The organism is Bifidobacterium pullorum subsp. saeculare (assembly GCF_016899725.1).
Lineage (GTDB): Bacteria > Actinomycetota > Actinomycetes > Actinomycetales > Bifidobacteriaceae > Bifidobacterium > Bifidobacterium pullorum_C.
In genome coordinates, this window is record NZ_JACLYU010000003.1 from 145,893 (window position 1) to 162,121 (window position 16,229).

Annotated in this window: 13 protein-coding genes; 3 read left to right on the forward strand and 10 right to left on the reverse strand. The window is 68.0% G+C overall.

What is annotated here, in order from left to right; genetic code table 11:
• Positions 1 to 17: 17 nt before the first annotated feature.
• From pyrF to pyrB, 4 genes are read right to left on the reverse strand one after another with little or no spacing between them, the layout of a single operon-like run.
• Entirely contained in the window at positions 18 to 983 is a 966-nt protein-coding gene (gene pyrF / locus H7U32_RS03235) for an orotidine-5'-phosphate decarboxylase (protein WP_204468013.1), read from the reverse strand.
• A gap of 28 nt (positions 984 to 1,011) precedes the next feature.
• Positions 1,012 to 2,445 carry a dihydroorotase gene (locus H7U32_RS03240; protein WP_204468015.1) on the reverse strand — a complete coding sequence of 478 codons (1,434 nt, stop codon included), beginning with the start codon at positions 2,443 to 2,445 and terminating at the stop codon, positions 1,012 to 1,014.
• Positions 2,442 to 2,861 carry an aspartate carbamoyltransferase regulatory subunit gene (locus tag H7U32_RS03245; RefSeq protein ID WP_204468017.1) on the reverse strand — a complete coding sequence of 140 codons (420 nt, stop codon included), beginning with the start codon at positions 2,859 to 2,861 and terminating at the stop codon, positions 2,442 to 2,444. Before H7U32_RS03245 ends, H7U32_RS03240 begins: the two co-directional genes overlap by 4 nt.
• Positions 2,861 to 3,904, reverse strand: coding sequence for an aspartate carbamoyltransferase (gene pyrB, locus H7U32_RS03250; RefSeq protein ID WP_239457468.1), 1,044 nt, complete (start codon positions 3,902 to 3,904; stop codon positions 2,861 to 2,863). Before pyrB ends, H7U32_RS03245 begins: the two co-directional genes overlap by 1 nt.
• A gap of 268 nt (positions 3,905 to 4,172) precedes the next feature.
• Between pyrB and H7U32_RS03255 the strand changes: the two genes are divergently transcribed.
• Positions 4,173 to 6,239 carry a cation:proton antiporter gene (locus H7U32_RS03255; protein ID WP_204468019.1) on the forward strand — a complete coding sequence of 689 codons (2,067 nt, stop codon included), beginning with the start codon at positions 4,173 to 4,175 and terminating at the stop codon, positions 6,237 to 6,239.
• A gap of 33 nt (positions 6,240 to 6,272) precedes the next feature.
• On the opposite strand, the gene H7U32_RS03260 is transcribed toward H7U32_RS03255, so the two are convergent.
• From H7U32_RS03260 to H7U32_RS03280, 5 genes are all read right to left on the reverse strand, one after another.
• On the reverse strand, positions 6,273 to 9,383 hold the full coding sequence (locus H7U32_RS03260) for a bifunctional [glutamine synthetase] adenylyltransferase/[glutamine synthetase]-adenylyl-L-tyrosine phosphorylase (protein WP_440201429.1): 3,111 nt from the start codon (positions 9,381 to 9,383) through the stop codon (positions 6,273 to 6,275).
• Between the two features lie 81 nt (positions 9,384 to 9,464).
• On the reverse strand, positions 9,465 to 10,307 hold the full coding sequence (gene metF, locus H7U32_RS03265; protein WP_204468023.1) for a methylenetetrahydrofolate reductase [NAD(P)H]: 843 nt from the start codon (positions 10,305 to 10,307) through the stop codon (positions 9,465 to 9,467).
• Positions 10,308 to 10,310: 3 nt separating this feature from the next.
• The gene (gene metE, locus H7U32_RS03270; protein WP_204468025.1) at positions 10,311 to 12,626 is read right to left on the reverse strand and encodes a 5-methyltetrahydropteroyltriglutamate--homocysteine S-methyltransferase; all 2,316 of its coding nucleotides are present in this window, start codon (positions 12,624 to 12,626) and stop codon (positions 10,311 to 10,313) included.
• A gap of 144 nt (positions 12,627 to 12,770) precedes the next feature.
• Positions 12,771 to 13,328, reverse strand: a complete 558-nt coding sequence (locus tag H7U32_RS03275) for a SixA phosphatase family protein (protein WP_204468027.1) — start codon at positions 13,326 to 13,328, stop codon at positions 12,771 to 12,773.
• Between the two features lie 99 nt (positions 13,329 to 13,427).
• Positions 13,428 to 14,483 (reverse strand): tRNA (adenine-N1)-methyltransferase, encoded by a 1,056-nt coding sequence (locus H7U32_RS03280; RefSeq protein WP_204468029.1) that lies wholly within the window; start codon positions 14,481 to 14,483, stop codon positions 13,428 to 13,430.
• Positions 14,484 to 14,650: 167 nt separating this feature from the next.
• Here H7U32_RS03280 and H7U32_RS03285 point away from each other — a divergent pair, with 167 nt between their 5' ends.
• A complete protein-coding gene (locus tag H7U32_RS03285; protein ID WP_204468031.1) occupies positions 14,651 to 14,926 on the forward strand; it encodes a type II toxin-antitoxin system TacA family antitoxin in 276 nt (91 codons plus the stop codon).
• Complete coding sequence (locus tag H7U32_RS03290; protein WP_204468033.1) at positions 14,923 to 15,396, forward strand: GNAT family N-acetyltransferase; 474 nt, start codon at positions 14,923 to 14,925, stop codon at positions 15,394 to 15,396. Before H7U32_RS03285 ends, H7U32_RS03290 begins: the two co-directional genes overlap by 4 nt.
• On the opposite strand, the gene H7U32_RS03295 is transcribed toward H7U32_RS03290, so the two are convergent.
• Positions 15,342 to 16,190 carry a restriction endonuclease subunit S gene (locus H7U32_RS03295; protein WP_204468035.1) on the reverse strand — a complete coding sequence of 283 codons (849 nt, stop codon included), beginning with the start codon at positions 16,188 to 16,190 and terminating at the stop codon, positions 15,342 to 15,344. The two genes, H7U32_RS03290 and H7U32_RS03295, sit on opposite strands and share 55 nt — an antisense overlap.
• Positions 16,191 to 16,229: the final 39 nt, after the last annotated feature.

Consider the following 16,229-nt stretch of genomic DNA (forward strand, 5'->3'; position numbering starts at 1 on the left):
GTGGCTGGGCGCCGGGCTCACATGACGGCGCGCAGGTCGTCGCGCATCGCGATGGCGGCGTCCCTGGCGGCGTCGGCGACGAGGCCGAGGGCCTCCTCGCCGCTCATGCGCTCGCTGTAGCGGCCGGTGCGCTTCCACGCGCCGATGATGCCGCGCGAGGAGTTGACGATGGCGCCGGAGCCGTCGCGGTCGAACATGCGACGCACGTCGGCGGCGGTGCCGCCCTGGGCGCCGTAGCCGGGCACGAGGAAGAAGGTGCGGGGCATGCGCTCGCGCAGGGCGGCGCCCTCCTCGGGATGGGTGGCGCCGACGACGGCGCCGACGCGCGAGTAGCCGTGGCGGCCCACGGTGCCCTCGCCCCAGCCTTCGACGAGGTCGGCGACATGCTCGTACACCTTCGCGCCGTCCGCCAGGTCGAGCATCTGCAGCTCGCTCGAGGAGGGGTTGGAGGTGCGCACGAGCACGAAGAGATCCTTGTCCGCCTCGCTGGCGGCGTCCACGAAGGGGGTGATGCCGTCGGTGCCGAGATAGGGGTTGACGGTGACGGCGTCCACATGCCACGGATCGTATGCCGCGCCGCCGGCCGGTGCGGGCGCGCCGGTGAGCATATGCGCGTAGGCGGCGGCGGTGGAGCCGATGTCGCCGCGCTTGACGTCCGCCAGCACGTACATGCCCTGCTGGCGCGCGTATTCGCAGGTCATCGCGTACACGTCCACGCCGGCGGGGCCGAGCGCCTCGTACATCGCGCTCTGCGGCTTGACGGCGGGCACGAGGTCGGCGATCGCGTCGATGATCGCACGGTTGAACTCGAAGTAGGCGACGGCCAGCTGGGCGGCGGGCAGCTCCTCCTCGGATTCGACGGAGTCGCGCACCTCCTCCTCGAAGGAGGCGACCACCTGCGGCGGCACCAGCGCCTCGGTGGGGTCGAGACCGACGACGCTGGGGTTCTGCGTCGCCTCGATGGCTTCGATGAGACGGTCCATGAAAGTCCTTTCCTCGGGACGGCCGGTCCTAGAGCCGGCTGAACGCGACCTTGCCACCGATGACGGTGGCCAGGGGCATGCCGGTGACCTGCCAGCCGCCGAACGGGGTGTTGCGCGCCTTGGAGTGGAAGCGCTCCGGGTCGACGGTCCAGGCGCGGGCGGTGTCGAGCACCACGAGGTCCACGCCGTCCACGTCGCCCGCACGAGTCAGGTCGAGCATGCGGTTGCGGCCGGGCTCGCGGGTCCCGTCGGCGCCGGTGGGCGCGGGCTCGGACCAGGCTTCGACGAGCGCGGCCACGTCAGTGGGCTCGTGGCCCATGAGGCGCGCCGGCTCGACGGCCATGAGCTCGATGAGCCTGCGGTCGGAGATATGGCCGCCGTCGACGAGCACCTTGTGGCACACGCCGTAGGCGCATTCCAGGCCGATGATACCGTTGGGCGCCTCGAGGAAGCCGAGGGCCTTCTCCTCGAGCGTGTGCGGAGCGTGGTCGGTGGCCAACAGGTCGACGGTGCCGTCGGCGATGGCCGCGATCGTGGCCTGGCGGTCCGCCTCGCTGCGCAGCGGCGGGTTCATCTTGGCGAGGGTGCCGTATTCGAGCAGCGCCTCGTCGCTCAGCGCCAGGTAGTGCGGCGCGGTCTCGCAAGTAATCGGCAGGCCCTCGGCCTTGGCCTGGCGGATCGCCTCGAAGGAGATGGCGGTGCTCACGTGCTGGAAATGGATGTGCACGCCGGTCTCGCGGGCCTTGGCGATGTCGCGCGCCACGATCTTGAGCTCGGTGTCCTCGGGGATGCCGGGCACGCCGAGCTTGCGGGAGACGGGGCCCTCGTTGACCGCGCCGGTGTCGTGGTGCTCGCAGTGCTCGATGAGGTACAGCCCGGTGGCCTTGAGGTTGGCGAGCACTTGGTCGAGGATCGCCTCGGGCACGGCGGCGCCGTCGTCGGACATGGCGGTGACGGGATGCGCCCGCATCGCGTCCGTCCAAGTCGACTCGTCGCCGACGCCGGGCACGTAGCGGCCCCAGTCGGCCGGGTCGGAGGCCTCGTGGCCCTCGCGTCCCTTGGAGGCGGCGACGCACAGGTCGTAGCGCACCGGCAGGTCCACGCCGTGCGCCTCGCCGTAATGCTGCAGATAGTCGATGACGTTGTCGTAGCCGGCGTCCAGCACCTCGCTGGCGCCGGGGGCGGACGGGTCGGCCAGGGTGGCGCCGTCCATCGCGGGCACGGTGTTCGGCATCACGAGCACATGCGTGTAGCCGCCGGACGCGGCCGCGGCGCACCCGGAGGCCATGGACTCCTTGTAGGTCTGGCCGGGGTCGCGGAAGTGGACGTGCGGATCCTCCAGGCCGGGGGCCAGGATCAGGCCGGTGGCATCGATCTCGCGGTCGGCCCCGTCGGCGGGCAGGCGCAGGTCGATGACCTCGTCGGTGTCCCACACCTTGATGTTGCGCAATGTGATCATCACAGCTTCGCTTCCTCGTCGCAGTAGTCGCAGCGGTATTCCTGGCGTTCGGAATGCGCCAGGTGGAAGCGCTGGCGGATGCCGCGCTCCACGGTGGTCACGCACCTGGGGTTGCGGCAGGTGATGACGTCCACCACATGCTCGGGCAGGCGCGGCGAGCGCTTCTCCACGATCACGCCGTCGCGCACGATGCCGACGGTGGCCGTGCGGGCCACGAAGCCGAGCACGTCGAGGTCGACGTCGACGGTGCCCTCGATCTTGATGATGTCCTTCGTGCCGTAGGTGCGGCTGTCGGTGTTCATGATCAGGGCGAGCTTGGTGCGCGCCGGGTCGATCTTGAGGTATTCGAGCACCTTGAGCGCGGTGCCGGCGGGCACGTGGTCGATGATGATGCCGTTCTGGACGCTGGTGACCTCCATCAGGCCTGCACCTCCTTGCTGGCGGGGTCGGTGTCGATGAGCGTGTCGACGGCGCCGAGCGGCTCGTAGCCGGGCAGGCGGTCGCCGATCACGGAGCTTTCGAGCGCCATGCGCATGAGCATGCCGCGCTTGACCTGCTCGAAGTAGGCGGCGCGCGGGTCGTCGTCCACTTCGACGGCGATCTCGTTGACGCGCGGCAGCGGGTGGAGCACGGCCATGTCGCGCTTGGCGGCGGCGAGCTTGGACTCGTCGAGGATGTAGGTGTCCCTCAGGCGCAGATAGTCGTCCTCGTTGAAGAAGCGTTCCTTCTGCACGCGGGTCATGTACAACACGTCGAGGTCGCCGATCACGGAGGCCAGGTCGCGGCATTCCACGTAGGAGCAGGAGGGGGTGGCCTCGATGCGGTCGATCACGTACTGCGGACATTTGAGCTCGTCTGGGCTGACGAGCACGAAGCGCACGTCGCCGAAGCGGCACAGCGTTTCGATGAGCGAGTGGACGGTGCGGCCGAAGGTGAGGTCGCCGCACAGGCCGACGGTCAGCCCGGTGACGCGGCCGAAGCGGGCCTGGATCGTGGACAGGTCGGCGAGCGTCTGCGTGGGGTGCATGTGGCCGCCGTCGCCGGCGTTGATGACCGGCACCGAGGAGGCCTCGGCCGCGACGAGCGCGGCGCCTTCCTTCGGATGGCGGATGGCCACCACGTCCACGTAGTTGGAGACGGTCTTGAGGGTGTCGGCGATGGACTCGCCCTTGGTCACGGAGGCCAGCTGGGAGCCGGCGAAGCCGATGACCTGGCCGCCGAGGCGCAGCATGGCGGTTTCGAAGCTCAGGCGGGTGCGGGTGCTCGGCTCGTAGAACAGCGTGGCGATGACGCGCCCGTCGCAGGCGTGCGCCACCTCGCGGCGGTGGGCGTCGATGTACTCGGCCTTGTGGAGCAGTTCGCGGATCTGGCCCGTGGACAGGTCGTCGAGCGTCACGACGCTTCTGCCGACGACGGGAATCTCCTGATGATTGTCTGAAGAGGACAACGGCTCACCTTTCAGCTCGTCGAAGGGTGGCCACGTTTGTGACCTAATCGAATATACGTTATTTTCCAGACAGCTGGCGCCGTGGCGTGGCATCCTGGCCGCCCTGCGGGCGGGGCCGGGCCCGGTCGGGGCGAGGGACGGGGGCAGCGATGGGGACCCGCGAATCGCGGCGAGCATATCGACGGCACGCAACATGCGCTCCGCTATATTGGGCGGTGGAAGGACCCCTCGGGGCCGTGGCTCGCGTCGCCCGTCGGTGGGGCGGGGAAAAGGAAGGCTGCGCATGGGCGGGATGGACATCCTGGTGCTGGCGTTGTTGGTGTTGATCGCCGTGTTGATCTCCTCCGTGCTCAGTCAGTTCCTGCCCAAGATCTCCACCCCCCTGGTGCAGATCGCGCTGGGAGTGGCCTGGTATTTCACGCCGTTCCTGCCGAACATCCAGCTCAACCCCGACCTGTTCATGGCGCTGTTCATCGCGCCGCTGTTCTACATGGAGTCGCGCAACATGAACCGCGCGGTGCTGGCGCGCGACGTCAAGCTCTCGCTGTCCCTGGCGGTGGGCCTGGTCATGGTCTCCATGTTCACGGCCGGCTTCGCTCTGCACGCGCTGTGGCCGGCGGTCACGCTGGTCATCGCCTTCGCTGTGGGCGCCATCCTCTCGCCCACGGACGCGGTGTCGGTGGCGCAGCTGGGCGAGCAGGTGGAGCTCACGGAACGCCAGCGCTCCATCCTGCAGTCGGAGAGCCTGCTCAACGACCCGGTGTCCATCGTCGGCTTCTCCACCGCCATGCTGGCGCTCGGGTCGGGCGAGTTCTCCCCCGTCGACTTCACGGCGGGCGTCATCTTCAACTTCGTGATGGGCACGCTCATCGGCGCCGTCGTCGGCCTGCTGTTCGACTGGCTGGTGATGGCGATGCGCCGGCGTGGGCTGGAGAACACCACCAACCGCATCATGATGGAGATCTTCCTGCCGTTCGGCGCCTACGTGATCGCCGAGCACTGCGGCGTCTCCGGCCTGCTGGCCGTCGTGGCCGCCGGCCTGGTCATCACCTTCCCGAACCGCGGCGTGGGCGGCGACATCGCGCGCACGAACCTCGTGTCGAACTCGGTGTGGGAGTTCCTCGACTTCACGCTCAACGGCTCCGTGTTCGTGCTGCTCGGCGTGGAGCTGCCGATCGCGATGCGCGCCAGCTACGAGCACCATCAGGTGAGCATGTGGCTGCTCGTGGGCGCGGTGGCGATGCTCACCGCGATCATGCTGGCGCTGCGCTTCGTGTGGTGCTACATCATGCTCAAGTTCACGCGCGACGAGAAGACGCATCTGCGCCGGGCGATGACCCGCGCCCGCTGGCATTCGGTGTGGGTGATGACCTTCGGAGGCCCGAAGGGCGCGATCTCGCTGGCCATGGCGCTGACCATCCCCTATTCGGTGGACGACGCCAGCGGCCTGCCCATCCGCAGCTCGCTGCTGTTCATCGTCTCCGGGTTCATCATCGTCTCGCTGCTTATGACGAACATCGCGCTGCCGCTGCTCTCCCCCAAGTCGCAGGCCTCCACCGGCGCCGAGTTCGCCAAGAAGAACACGGAGATGCTCAGGCGCACCATCGCCCGGATCGCGGAGATGGACAGTCCGCAGAACCATTCGGCCGTGAGCATGGTGATGCGCTCGTACAACGACCGCATCGAACGCCAGCGGCGCGCGGTGCCGGACGAGGAGCTCCGGGAGCGCCACCATCTGCGCATCACGACGTTGGAATGGGAGAGCGAATGGCTCCGCGCGCATCTGGGCGAGCTGCACGAGCGGCTGGAGCATGGCGCGGACATCGCCGAGGAGGAGGATGCCACGCATTGGATGCTCGACCATGTGGAGGAGGCGTTGCAGAAGCTCGACGTGGAGGAGAGCGCCGGACGCGGTCTGGGCTTCCGTCTGGCCGGGATGCGCCGCCACTTCATGCCGACGCTGCGGCGCGTGTGGTCGGGCATCGCCCGGCGCGCGCCGCTGCTGGAGGCCACGCGTTCGGAGGCGCTGCAGCAAGTGCAGGTGCCGCTGTACACGGAGATGATCGCCCGGCTGCATCAGGAGATGCAGCGCGGCCGGTACAACGCGGAGACCATCAGCGGGCTCATGGTCGAATACCGCCGCGCGCTGCGCATGATGCGCGCCCGGATGGACACCATCGTCACCTCCAGCGACCATGCGAGCCAGACCGTCGGCGAGGTGCGCATGGAGGCGTTGCGCATCGAGCTGGCGACGATCCGCGAGATGGCCGACGCGAACGAGATCTCGAAGGATGACGCGCGCATCATGCGCTCGAACGTGTATGTGATCCAGGCGGACGCCGTCATGTAGGGCCGGCCCCGCGGCCCGGGGCCGGCCGCGGGCTCACTCACCCCGTCCGTAGAAGAGGCACTCCACCACCTCGCGGCAGCGGCGCATGGCCGACAGCAGCTCGTTCTCGAAGCGCTGGCCGCGGTGCGCCTCGTAGCCGAGGTACACGGCCACGCCGCCGAGCGAGTAGATGTCGTCGGGGATGATGTCGGCCTGGGCCGCGCGCCCGTTCCACAGGTAGTTGCCGTTGCGCGCGGCGGTGCAGATGCGCCACGCGGCCTCGAGCACGTCCGCGTCCGCCGGGGCGATGTGGCCGAGACGCTTGAGCTCGAGCAGGGCGGGGATAGTGGAACCGACGCGCAGGGACGGCTCGGCGCCGGCATGCTCGAGCTGGAGCAGCTGCACGGTCCATTCCACGTCCGACAATCCGCCCTTGCCGAGTTTGAGATGTCGGTCCCGGCGCACGCCGCGCGGCAGACGCTCGGCCTCCATGCGGGCTTTGAGCTTGCGGATTTCGCCGAGCTCGGCGTCGGTGAGCGTGGTGAGCGGGTAGCGCAGCGGGTCGGCGACCTGCCCGAGGAAGTCGCCGGCCAGCTCGGCGTCGCCGGCCGCATGCCGCGCGCGCAGCAGCGCCTGGTGCTCCCAGGTGGAGCACCAGGAGCCGTAGTAGCTCACGCAAGAGTCGTAGGAGCGCACCAGCGGGCCGTTCTTGCCCTCGGGGCGCAGGTCGAGGTCGAGCTCGATCTTCGGTTCCAGGCTCACCGGCCCCTGCAGGATCTGGCGCAGGTCGCCGACGACGGCCTTGGCGAAGCGGGCGGCGGTCCCCTCGTCGGCGCCGTCCGTGGCGCGTTGGATGAGGATGGCGTCGGCGTCGGAGCTGAAGTTCACCTCGCGGCCGCCGTAGCGGCCCATGCCGATGACGGTGATGGCGGCGGGCGCCTCGTCCAGTCCCATCGCCTCCCGCTGGTTGCGCACGGCCCAGGCCAGGGAGGCGTCGATGACCGCGTCGTACACGTCGGTCATCGCGGCGAGGGCCGTGTGGTCGTCCATCACGCCGGAGAGGCGGGCCAGGCCGATGCGTTCGATCTCGTGGCGGCGCAAGGCGCGCACGCCGTTCGCGAAGTCGTGCACATTGCCGTCGGTGCGGGCGAGCGTTGCCTGGCATTGGCGGTCGAGGCTGTCGCGGCCGCGGGCGGCGAGCTGGTCGTCGTCGCCGAGCCACCTGACGGATTCGACGGATTTGGCCAGCGCGTCGGACAGGAACCGGGAGTTGGAGAGCACGTGGCACAGGCGCTGGGCCGCGGAGGGCGAGTCCCTGAGGAAGCCGAGGTAGTTGCTTTCGGCGCCGAACTCCTCCTCCAGGCGCCGCCAGCCGAGCAGGCCCATGTCCGGGTTCTGCCCCTCCCCCAGCCATTGGAGCACGGCGGGCAGGATGATGCGGTTGATCTTCGCGGCGCGGGAGACGCCGTTGGTCAGCGCCTGGACGTGGCGCATCGCGGCGTCGGGATCCTCGAATCCGATGGAGGCGAAGCGGTCGTAGGCGGCCGCGGGGCTCAGCGACACCTCGTCCGCGTCGAGGCCGGCGGAGATCGGCAGCATCGGCCGGTAGTAGATGTCGAGGTGGAGGCGGCGCACCTCGCGGCGGGTGGCGTCGTAGCGCTCCACGAGCTCCTCGGGGTGCAGGCCGAAAGCGCGGGCGAGGCGGCGCAGCTCCTGGTTGCGGCTCAGCTCGTCCACGTCGATGTCACGTTTGCGGTCGAGGCCGCCGCTGTTGGCCTCGGCGCCCAAGTCGGGGAACAGGTGGGTGCGTTTGAGCGCCCACATCTGCTGGCGGTGCTCGAGCACGCGTTCGAAACGGTAGTCGGCGGCAAGCCGGTCCGCCTGGGGGCGGGAGACGTAGCCGCCGTCGCGCAGGCGGGTCAGGGCGTCGAGCGTGCCCGCCACGCGCAGCGACGTGTCGGTGCGCCCGTGGACGAGCTGGAGCATCTGCACGGTGAACTCCACGTCACGCAGGCCGCCGCGGCCGAGTTTGATCTCCCGGTCCTTCAACGCGGCGGGGATGAGGTCCTCGACGCGCCGGCGCATGCGCTGGCAGTCGTAGACGAAGTTGTCGCGGGCGGCGGCGCTCCAGACGAAGGGCCGGGTCATGGCCATGTAGTCGGCGCCCAGGGCGGGGTCGCCGGCCACGGGGCGGGCCTTGAGCAGGGCCTGGAACTCCCAGTTCTCGGCCCACTGCTCGTAGTAGCCGCGGTGCGAGTCGAGGCGGCGCACCAGGGGGCCGTCCTTGCCTTCGGGCCGCAGTCCCCCGTCGATCTGCCAGAGCGCGGGCTCGGCGCAGCCCATGATCACCGACTGGCAGACGCGTTGGAGCGTGACCGCCATCTTGGTGCCCACGCGGGTGAGCGTGTCGGTGCCGGTCGCCTCGTCCGCGGGTTCGACCACGTAGATGAGGTCGACGTCGGAGACGTAGTTGAGCTCGCGGGCGCCGAGCTTGCCCATGCCGATGACGGCGAAGCGCACATGCTCGCTGCCGGCCACCTCGTGCCGGGCGATGGCGAGGGCGCCTTCGAGCGCGGCGTCGGCCAGGTCGGAGAGCGCGAGGCTGATCTGCGGCTGGATCGCGCAGGGGTCGTCGGCCACGGCGTCGACGGCCATGATGGCGGCGAGCTGGCGGCGGTAGGTGCCGCGCAGCGCCGTGGTGGCCTCGGCCAGCGGCTTGGTCGCCACGGGGGCGGCGGCGTCGTCCGGGTCGGCGCCGACGGCGCGCAGCACATGGGCGCGGCGCTCGCCGTGGTCGTAGCGGTGGCTGGCGCAGGCGTCGACGGCGGCGGCCTCCGCCAGGTCGGGGCGGAAACGCATGAGCTTGCCGAGCGTGTCGGAGACGCCGAGCACGGTGACCAGCCGCGCCAACGCCCCGTCGTCGGGCAATGTCTCGGCCAGGCTGCGCCCCTGGGAACGGAAAGTGCGCACGATGTCGACCAGGTTGGCCAGCGCCGCGTCCGGATCGCAGGCCTTGGCCAGGTCGGTCAGCAGCAGCCGCAGGAAGCCCTGGTCCATGCCGTCGTCGGCGAGGGCGGCGAACGCGGTCCCGGCCGCGTCGAGGTCCTGCAGGCCGGCGCGGATCAGGTCCATGGCGGAGGGGGCGAAGCGTGTGGTGGGATCCATCATGCTTATCCAATCTAGCGCACCGCACGCCGCCTGCGCCGCCCCCGCGCCGGATCGCGGATGCCGGCGCGGGCGGGGCGCTCAGTTGAACAACGGGGCCACGTTGCGCCAGATGTCCCGCGCGACGGCGGGGTGGTTCATCGTGTACAGGTGGATCCCGTCGACGCCCTGGGCGACCAGGTCGGCGATCTGCTGGGAGGCGTAGATGACGCCGGCCTCGCGCAGCGACGCCGCGTCGTCGCCCCATCGTTCCAGCATCGCCTGGACGGGCGCCGGGATGCGCGAGCCGCACCGCGCGCTCATGGTGCGCACGGATTTGGCGTTGACCACGGGCATGATGCCGGCCTCGATGGGCACGTCGATGCCGGCGGCGCGCGCCTGGCCGAGGAAGGCCATGAAGTCGGCGTCGTCGTAGAAGAGCTGGGAGATGAGGTGGCTGACGCCGGCGTCCACCTTGCGCCGGAGGTTGCCGATGTCCTCGGCCAGGTCCGCGGCCTCGGGATGCTTCTCCGGGTAGCAGGCGCCGTAGAGCTTGAGGTCGGGGCGGCGGGCGCGGATGTAGGCGGCGAGGTCGCTGGCGTGCTCGAAGTCGCCGGCGGGCTCCTGGCCTTCGATGGCGTCGCCGCGCAGGGCGAGCACACCGGCCACCTTGGCCTGTTCGAACAGGTCGAGGGCCTCGTCCACGGCGGCCCGGTCGAGGTACCGGGCCGTCAGGTGGGCGACGGCGGGAATGCCGTATTCGGCGCGGATGGTGTGCGCGATGCGCGCGGTGGCGGTGCGGTCCTTGGACCTGCCGGTGCCGTAGGTGACGGAGATGAACGCGGGGCGCAGACCCCGCAGCCCGTCCAGCGTGTCGTAGATGGTGCCCACCGGCGCGTTGCGGCGCGGCGGGAACACCTCCAGCGAGAAGATCGGCGTGGCCATGGGTCACTTCCGCAGGCGGGCGCGCACGGCCTTGGCGGCGGCGACCATATGCTCGAGGCTTGGCCAGGTCTCGGCCGGGCCGCGGGTCTTCAGGCCGCAGTCGGGGTTGATCCACACCTTGGCGGGGTCCATCTTGGCGAGGATCTCGTCGATGCGGGCCTCGATCTCGGCCTCGGAGGGGATGCGCGGCGAGTGGATGTCGTACACGCCGGGGCCGGCCTCGGTCTCGAAGTCGGCGTCATGGATCGCGTCGAGCACCACGAGGTCGCCGCGGGAGGCCTCGAAGGAGATCACGTCCGCGTCCATCGCGTCGATGTCGCAGATGATGTCGTTGAACTCCGAGTAACACATGTGCGTGTGGATCTGCGTGGTCGGCTTGACGGCCGAGTGCACGAGGCGGAACGCGGGGATGGCCCAGTCGAGGTACTTGCTGTGCCAGTCGGACTTGCGCAACGGCAGCTTCTCGCGCAGCGCGGCCTCGTCGATTTGGATGACGCGGATGCCGGCCTGCTCCAGGTCGAGCACCTCGTCGCGGATGGCGAGGGCGAGCTGCTGGGTCTGCACCTCGTGGCTGACGTCCTCGCGCGGCCACGACCAGTTGAGGATCGTCACCGGGCCGGTGAGCATACCCTTCATCACATGGTCGGTGCGGCTCTGCGCGTACGAGGACCAGGCGACGGTGATCGGCTTGGCGCGGGAGACGTCGCCCCAGACGATCGGAGGCTTGACGCAGCGCGTGCCGTAGGACTGCACCCAGGCGTTGCGGGTGAACAGGAAGCCGTTGAGGTTCTGGCCGAAGTACTCGACCATGTCGTTGCGCTCGAACTCGCCGTGCACGAGCACGTCCAGGCCGATGCGCTCCTGGTGTTTGATGCACTCGTCGATCTGCGCCTTGATGAAGGCGTCGTACTCGGCCTGGCCGATCTCGCCCTTGCGTAGCTTGGCGCGTTCGGCGCGCACCTCGCGGGTCTGGGGGAAGGAGCCGATCGTGGTGGTGGGCAGCAGCGGCAGGCCGAGCGCCTCGCGCTGCAGCCGCTGGCGTTCGGCGCGGGCGGGCTGGCGGGTGAAATCGGCGTCCGTGAGGGCGGCGAGGCGGGCGGCGACGGCGGGGTCGGCGGCCACGCGGGTGCCGTCGAACAGGGCATGGTTGGCCTTGAGCGCCGCGGAGACCTTCTTCTCGTCCTCGGTGGCGTCGGCGAGGGCGGCGATGTCCGTCAGCTCGCCGAGCTTCTCGACAGCGAAGGCGAAATGCCGCACGACCTCGGGCTCGAGCCCATCCTCGCCCTCGGTGCTGAACGGCACGTGGAGCAGGGAGCAGGCGGTGGAGACGGCCACACTGCCGGCGACCTGGCGCACCGCGTCCACCAGGCCGAGGCTGGCGGCGTAGTCGTTGCGCCAGATGTTGCGGCCGCCGACCACGCCGGCGAACACCGTGGTGCCGGCGGGCACGCCATGCTCGGAGAGGGCGGCGAGGTTGCCCTCACGGCCCTCCACCAGGTCGAGGCCGATGCCGTCGAAGCCGAGGAGGGCCACGGTCTCGTAGACGTCGCCGATATGGCCGAAGTAGGTGTTGAGCAGCACCTTGACCGTGCCGGCCTCGGTGGCGCGGGCGGACAGGATCTTGGAGTACAGGCTCTTGAAGAGCTGCACGTCGCCCGGCTCCTTGTCCAGCACGAGGTACGGCTCGTCGAGCTGCACCCAGGCGGCGCCGAGGGCGGCGAAGCGCCTGAGCACCTCCGCGTACACGGCGGCGACGGCGTTGACCAGGCCCTTGTCGTAGGCGAGCTCCTGGGCCTCGGGGTCGCGGGCGAGCTTGAGGAAGGTGTAGGGGCCGATGAGCACCGGCTTGGTCTCGATGCCCAGCGCCTTGGCCTCCTGGTACTCGTCGAAGGGCTTGGTGCCGTTGAGGCGGATGTCGGCTGCGGCGTCGATCTCCGGCACCAGATAGTGGTAGTTGGTGGTGAACCACTTCTTCATCGGCAGGGCGGTGACGTCGCCCTTGTCCCCCTGGTAGCCGCGGGCCATCGCGAAGAGCGTCTCCTCGGGCTCGGCGAAGGCGAGGCGCTGGTAGCGCACCGGCACGGCGTTGAGCAGGATGGCCGTGTCGAGCATCTGGTCGTAGAGGCTGAAGTCGTTGCTCGGGATGAGGTCGATGCCGGCGGCCTGCTGGAGCTTCCAGTGGCGTTCGCGCAGCGCCTTGGCGGTGGCGCGCACGTCATCGAGCGTGGCGGCGCCCTTCCAATGGGCTTCGATGGTCTTCTTGAGCTCGCGGTCCCGGCCGATGCGCGGGAAACCGGAGACGGACGTGATGGCGGACATGGCCCCTCCCGGTGGATGGTTGCTTGGAATCGTGGCGTTCCCGCGGCCAGCCTATCAAAGGAGCACGTTATAACCCCCATCCATTCGGTCTGGGTGTCGCCATAAACGCGGCTTATACCCTGCCGGGTGGCTGTGGCCGCGGCGTCAGTCGAAGTCCTTGGCCCGCATCACGGCGATGAGGTCGGCGTCGCGCACCTGCCAGGAGGCGAAGGGCTTGTCCGAGCCGAACACGACGACGCCCGCCGTGCCGAGCCCCAGGTTGAGCAGGTCCAGCATCGCCGGATTGGAGTCCGGGGAGGCGAGCCACTGGCTGGCGATCGAGACGGTGGGCTCGTGGCCGAGCACCAGCATCACGCGCGTCTTCTCCTTGGCGTGGGCGAGCTCGTCGAACACGGCCTGCACGCCCGCGTCGTACAGGCTCTGGTGGTAGTCGACGGTGGGTTTGTCGCCGAAGGTCTTAAGCATCTTGGCGCAGGTCTGCTGGGCGCGCGTGGCGGCGGAGCAGACGATGGCGTCCGGCACGAGCTTCATCGCCTTGAGTCCCTTGGCCACGGTCTTCGCCTGCTTGAGGCCCTTGTCCGTCAGCTCGCGGGCGCGGTCGCCGCCGGCGTTCGACGCCTCCGCCTTCGCATGGCGCATGACGAGCAGGATGTGCTTGTACGCCTTCGTCCGCTTGGTGATCTTGCCGGGGTTCACGTCCATGCCGCACGCTCCGTGTCCGCGGGGCACCCGCCGTGGGGCGCCCCGCCGTCCGTTTCCATAGGGTTCCGTATCGCCTCGATTATAGGCCCGCGGCGCGCGTCAGCCGGCGAGCGCGGCCACCTGCCGGTCGAGGTCGCGCAGCACCTTCCTGAGCTTGCGGTCGGAGATGTCGCGTAGTTCGAGGTCCTCGAGCTGGGCTTCGCGTTCCTCGGCGGTCAGCTCGTCGACGTCGGTGACGGTGTCCTTGGTGGCACGGTCGCGTTTCTTGAGGGCGTCGAATCCTTCGGCCATGGCGCGGGAGACGACGAGGAAGCCGGTGTGGCCGATCATCTGGTGGTCGGGGCGCACGGCCAGTCCCTGTGCCTTCCAGCTGCGTTCGAGGGTCTCCTGGATCTGTGGTTCCGTCCAGCGGCCGGCCGCGCGCAGCGCCTCGGCGAGGCGGGAAAGCTGCGTGGTGGTGGTCACGTAGCAGATGAGCACGCCGCCGGGGGCGATCACGCGGTGCGCCTGTTCGAGCCGGTTCCAGGGGTCGAGCATGTCGAGCACGATGCGGTCGTAGGAGTCGGCGGGCAGCGTGGCGGCCACCGAGTCGAAGTCTCCGGTCCTCAGGTCCCACCAGGTGGGGCGTTCGCCGTACCATAGGGTGGCGTTGGCTTCGGCCACGCGGGCGAAGTCGGGGCGCAGCTCGATGGTGGTCAGGGCGCCGTCGGGGCCGACCGCGTCGAGCAGGTTGAGGCTCATGGCGCCGGAGCCGGCGCCGGATTCGAGCACGCGGGCGCCACAGCGGATGTCGCCCAGTTGGATGACCTGGGCGATGTCCTTGGGGTACATGATCTGGGCGCCGCGGGGCATGGAGAGCACGTAGTCGGCCATGCGTGGGCGCATGACGGCGAACTGCCAGCCGCCGATGGCGCGCGCCGCCTTCCAGGGCTTGGCTTGGTCGCGTTCAGGGTGGGTTTGGTTGACCTGGTCCTCGCGTTTGGCGGTGACGGTGGTGACGACGATGCCCTCGGTGCGACCGATCACCTCGTCGTGCAGGATGAGGCCGTGCTCGGTCTGGGTGGTGCCGCCGGCCACGAGCTGGTCGGTGATCTTCTTGCCCTTGCGGTCGGTGAACTGCACCTTCTCGCCGGCTTGCAATGGTCCTCGCCTCATGCGTCTGCTCCTTACCGGCATAACCTGTATCAGCTTGCCGTCCGCCATTGTGACATATCCGCCGCCCGAATACACGCAGATGACAGACAACTCATCGCCAGACGCAGCTCACCCGGTGTGAGTCCACGCCCATACAGACGTCCGTACATTTGCCGTACAATATGGCTATGGCAAACACCACGAAGACCAGCCGGTTTGAGATGAGACTCACCGAACAGCAACGTGCCACCATCGAGCGGGCAGCCGCCACCCGAGGGCTCACACTGTCCCACTGGGCCATCAACAATCTCATGGATGACGCCCACCGCGATATCAGGGAAGGCAACACCATCTACCTGAGCGACGAAGCCTATGACGACTTCGTGAAGGCATTGGATGAGCCCATGTCACCACAGACAGCACAGCTGCTCAATACGCCGGCAGTCTGGGATGAGCGGGCATGAGCGAGTACACGAAGCCGCGGCAGATCACCGAAGCCGACAATCTCAAAGGCTTCACCTGCGGCGTGCCCGTCGTGGACGACTGGCTGACGCACCATTTCCAGACGGCGTTACGCCAGCATACCGCCGTCCCCTACGGCGTATTCCAAAACGGTGCCCTCGCCGGCTTCTACACCCTGAGCGCCTATGCGGTGGACCGTGAATCATCACGGGGATGGCTGGCAAGAAACTCCCCGGACCCGGTGCCAGCCATACTCCTCGGCATGCTGGGCGTGGACATCCGCCACCAGACGCAACATCTGGGCCGCTCACTGCTCAAGGACGCCATCCTGAGGTCGATGGCTGCCGCTGAGATCATCGGTGCACGCGCACTGATCACGGAACCCGCCAACGGCAACGCGGCGGGATTCTATGAACGCTACGGGTTCCGCCACATCCGAAACTCAACGATGATGTTCACGCCGCTGCGATGAAAACGGAACTCCGTACTTCTGAGCTCAAGCATGCCCAAAACTGAGTCGCAGCCACAGCAACGCGTCGACAGCACAACAGCCAGCCAATCAGTCAACATCGCAGCAGTTTTCAGAATGTTCCATGTCATCAAGAGCGATAAATGATTATTTGGCGGCATAAACGACTCGACCTTCGAGACGTCGATCTCGCCCGACATAAGCTTAGGGAGCAGGGCGTTGCGGAGGGAGCTTAGGCGCTGCGACTCAATCTCTTTGGTTTGAATCTGTTGGTAAATTGGATTTGCGAAGTCACAGAAGGCTTCAATCTCTGCTTGGTCAGGGTTCGGCATCGGAAAATCGAGAGTTGCTTTTGGCTGAGTTCTTTGACGACTGCCCGTTGAACCTGTTACGTGTTCTAGAAGGTAAGAAGTGAACTTTTTAGAATTAATAACAGCGCAATAGAAGCTCTTATATTGGGGTTCCAGCGGCTTGTAGACAATGAATTCCGTCGAGCAGACAGCTTTATCGGTCAAGCACGTGGGTACCCACACTCGCTTTATCGAGGGGTTCAGTTTTGACACGAGGATGGAGTTTCGGTCGACAATGTATTTATTACTCTTGATTTCGTTTGCCGACTCAAATACAGGCCAGTGCGACTCATCAAAAGCAGGGATACTGTAATGTTCCCAAATCTCGCTCATATGCTGCTGGGGATTAAGTGACTTGGTGGAAATGGCTAAAACGTTTTTCAGCGGAGTTGTCGTAGTTGAGGAGGCAAAACGCTCGGAAAACTCCAAGTCAACGACTGTCTCCAAATAATCATTTGTATGTTCGCCGGCAGCTCACAGCACAAT

Coding starts and splice junctions, on each gene's coding strand:
- H7U32_RS03290 (WP_204468033.1), top strand. CDS start 14,923: ATGAGCGAGTACACGAAGCCGCGGCAGATCACCGAAGCCGACAATCTC.
- H7U32_RS03255 (WP_204468019.1), top strand. CDS start 4,173: ATGGGCGGGATGGACATCCTGGTGCTGGCGTTGTTGGTGTTGATCGCC.
- metF (WP_204468023.1), bottom strand. CDS start 10,307: ATGGCCACGCCGATCTTCTCGCTGGAGGTGTTCCCGCCGCGCCGCAAC.
- H7U32_RS03285 (WP_204468031.1), top strand. CDS start 14,651: ATGGCAAACACCACGAAGACCAGCCGGTTTGAGATGAGACTCACCGAA.
- H7U32_RS03280 (WP_204468029.1), bottom strand. CDS start 14,483: ATGAGGCGAGGACCATTGCAAGCCGGCGAGAAGGTGCAGTTCACCGAC.
- H7U32_RS03245 (WP_204468017.1), bottom strand. CDS start 2,861: ATGGAGGTCACCAGCGTCCAGAACGGCATCATCATCGACCACGTGCCC.
- H7U32_RS03260 (WP_440201429.1), bottom strand. CDS start 9,383: ATGGATCCCACCACACGCTTCGCCCCCTCCGCCATGGACCTGATCCGC.
- H7U32_RS03275 (WP_204468027.1), bottom strand. CDS start 13,328: ATGGACGTGAACCCCGGCAAGATCACCAAGCGGACGAAGGCGTACAAG.
- metE (WP_204468025.1), bottom strand. CDS start 12,626: ATGTCCGCCATCACGTCCGTCTCCGGTTTCCCGCGCATCGGCCGGGAC.
- pyrF (WP_204468013.1), bottom strand. CDS start 983: ATGGACCGTCTCATCGAAGCCATCGAGGCGACGCAGAACCCCAGCGTC.